Here is a 307-nt window from a genome sequence, read left to right as displayed (position 1 = left end):
AGCAGCGCCGCGGCGGCCGGCGAAGCGATGCGCAGAAGCTCGTCGGAAACGATCACCAGGCAAACCGCCTCGAGCGGGTCGAGCCCGTCGTTTTCGAGCGCGAGGCTCGTCAATGGCAGGGCCGAACCTTCGCCGCGAACGAAGCCGGTCGCATTCGTCGTGACGATGCTCAGCCGCTCCCTGAGCGGTATCGCCTTCATGCCGGCGTTGAGCAGCTTCAGGAACACGCTCGAATTGCGAACGCCTTCGAGGAAACCGTCGCTCGCGATCTGATATTCGCCCGCGAGCTGGCCGCCCCAGGTGCCGC

Annotated in this window: 1 pseudogene; it reads right to left on the bottom strand. The window is 66.1% G+C overall.

Annotated features, from left to right (window positions below):
* Positions 1-307 (bottom strand): annotated as a pseudogene (locus tag EN807_RS36015) (hypothetical protein); the annotation flags it as partial.

This window comes from Mesorhizobium sp. M5C.F.Ca.ET.164.01.1.1 (assembly GCF_004792125.1).
In the GTDB taxonomy this organism is placed as follows: domain Bacteria; phylum Pseudomonadota; class Alphaproteobacteria; order Rhizobiales; family Rhizobiaceae; genus Mesorhizobium; species Mesorhizobium wenxiniae.
The sequence above is the reverse complement of the archived record's forward strand: the minus strand, read 5'-3'. Positions and strand labels throughout refer to the sequence as shown.